Annotated in this window: 2 protein-coding genes and 1 pseudogene; all 3 read right to left on the bottom strand. The window is 73.5% G+C overall.

The window, feature by feature from the left end; translation table 11 throughout:
- A partial coding sequence (locus tag PKE44_RS18725) for a deoxyribodipyrimidine photo-lyase (RefSeq protein ID WP_324554254.1) occupies positions 1 to 1172 on the bottom strand: 1172 nt, incomplete at its 3' end.
- Positions 1173 to 1299: 127 nt separating this feature from the next.
- Positions 1300 to 1545, bottom strand: a complete 246-nt coding sequence (locus PKE44_RS18720; protein ID WP_324554251.1) for a TIGR02647 family protein — start codon at positions 1543 to 1545, stop codon at positions 1300 to 1302.
- 27 nt (positions 1546 to 1572) lie between these two features.
- Positions 1573 to 1683, bottom strand: a pseudogene (locus tag PKE44_RS18715) (glycerate dehydrogenase); the annotation flags it as partial.
- Positions 1684 to 2076 lie beyond the last annotated feature (393 nt).

Here is a 2076-nt window from a genome sequence, read left to right as displayed (position 1 = left end):
CCGCAGCCGGCCGTCCACTGCCAGCCGAGGCTGTTCGAGGCGAGGTCGGCATCGACGAGCGTGTCCCAGAACCAGCGCGCGCCCTCCTGCCACGGGATGCGCAGGTTCTTGGTCAGGAAGGAGGCGACCATCATGCGCACGCGGTTGTGCATCCAGCCGGTGCTCCAGAGCTCGCGCATGCCGGCATCGACCAGCGGATAGCCGGTGCGCCCGTGCTGCCACGCGGCGAGCGGACGCGCGTAGTCCTCGGCCCAGGGGTATTCCGCGAAGCGCGCCTGCAGCGGCTGATCGGCACTCTGCGGCCAGTGCCAGAGCACGTAGATCGCGAACTCGCGCCAGGCCAGCTCGCGCAGGAAGCTCTCGCCGCCGTGCGATTCGAGCGGCTGGTTGCCGCAGCGCGCGCCGATCGCGGCCCAGACCTGACGCGGCGACAGCTCGCCGAAGTGCAGGTGCGGCGACAGCCGCGACACGCCCGGCCGGCCCGGGAGGTTGCGGGCGCTGTCGTAGTCGATCCAGATGCCGTCGAGAAAGGCCGCGAGCCGCGCGCGCGCGCCGGCCTCGCCCGGCGTCCAGGCCTCGCGCAGGCCCTTGTCCCACGGGATCGACGGCAGCAGGCCGAGTTCAGCAAGGGCCAGCGACGGCGTGCGCAGCGCCGGCCCCGGCAGCGCGGCCGGTTCCGGCAGCGGCCGCGGCTGCTCCATGCGCGCGACCGCCTTCCAGTACGGCGTGAACACGCGGTACGGCTCGCCGCTGCCGTTCATGACCGCCCAGGGCTCGTGCAGCACGTTGCCGTCGAAGCTCTCGGCGCGGATGCCCTGCTCGCGCAGCGCGCGCTTGAGGCCGGTGTCGCGCGCGACCGGCGCCGGCTCGTACAGGCGGTTCCAGTAGACGGCCGTCGCGCCGGTCTCGCGGATCAGCGCCTGCAGCGCCTCGCGCGTCGGTCCGCGGCGGATCACCAGCGGCACGCCCTTGCGCGCCAGTGCCTCGCCGAGCGCCGTGAGCGAATGCTGCAGCCACCAGCGGCTGGCGGCACCCGGCGCCCAGGGCGCCTCCTCGTCCGGGGCGTGGATGAAGACCGGCAGCACGCGTTCATGCTCGCGACAGGCGGCGCTCAGCGCGGGGTTGTCGGCGAGGCGCAGGTCGCGCCGGAACCAGACGAGGGCGGTACTCATGGCAGGAACGGGCTCCGTGGGCGGGTCGGCGGGGACCCGCGCACGGACGGCGCGGGCCGACGGAAACGGCAGGGTGACAGGGAGTATGGACGGTCGTACAGGTTCAAGCGCTCCGGCGTGCGGGTTGTCAGCCGGGCGCGCCGAGGATGTCGAGCACCGCGTCGAGGCCGTTGGCGGCCTCGTAGCCGAGGTCGGTCAGGTAACCGCCGTCGGGCTGGGTGATCAGGCGCTTTTCGTGCAGGCGCGTGGCGGCGGCGACCAGTTCGGGCGCGGCGCTGTGGTGAACCTTCAGTCCGGACTGCTGCGTGGCCGTGCTGAACAGCGCGAGCAGTTGCAGTTCGGCACAGGTTTCGGCGCTCAGGCGATGGCTCAAGGGCGGTGCTCCTGTTGCGGTGAGGATTCAGACGACGACGCGCAGCGGCGAGCCGCCGCGCCAGGCGCGGATGTTCTCGGCGATCTGGCCGAGCATGCGCTGGCGCGACTCGACGCTGCCCCAGGCGTTGTGCGGCGTGGTCGGCGCGCAGCAGGTGCTGCGTGGCCGGCGCGGCCAGCTCGACGACGCGTGCGCTGCGCACGCCACGCTGGCCCAGCTGTTCGAGCGCGCGATCGGCGGCGGCGCGCTCGTCGAAGCGGCCGAGCGACAGGCCCAGGGCGTACTCGGCGGGCTCGTTCACTTCCTGGAAGCTCACGCGCGTGCGCTTGAGCTCGTCGATCTTCTTGGCCAGCGCCTCGCGGTCCGGGTAGCGGCCCATGTAGAGCATCCAGCTGCCGGGCCGCTCGACCACCACGTCCTGCCAGCTGCCCGGCGGCAGCGGCGGCTGCAGGGCCTGCAGCGCGGCCACGGCCGACACCGAGGCGCCGGTGGCGAAGGGGCCGGCCTCGAGGCAGGCGCCGCGTTGCGGCG

It is taken from the genome of Plasticicumulans sp., from assembly GCF_035331805.1.
GTDB lineage: Bacteria > Pseudomonadota > Gammaproteobacteria > Competibacterales > Competibacteraceae > Plasticicumulans.
The sequence above is the reverse complement of the archived record's forward strand: the minus strand, read 5'-3'. Positions and strand labels throughout refer to the sequence as shown.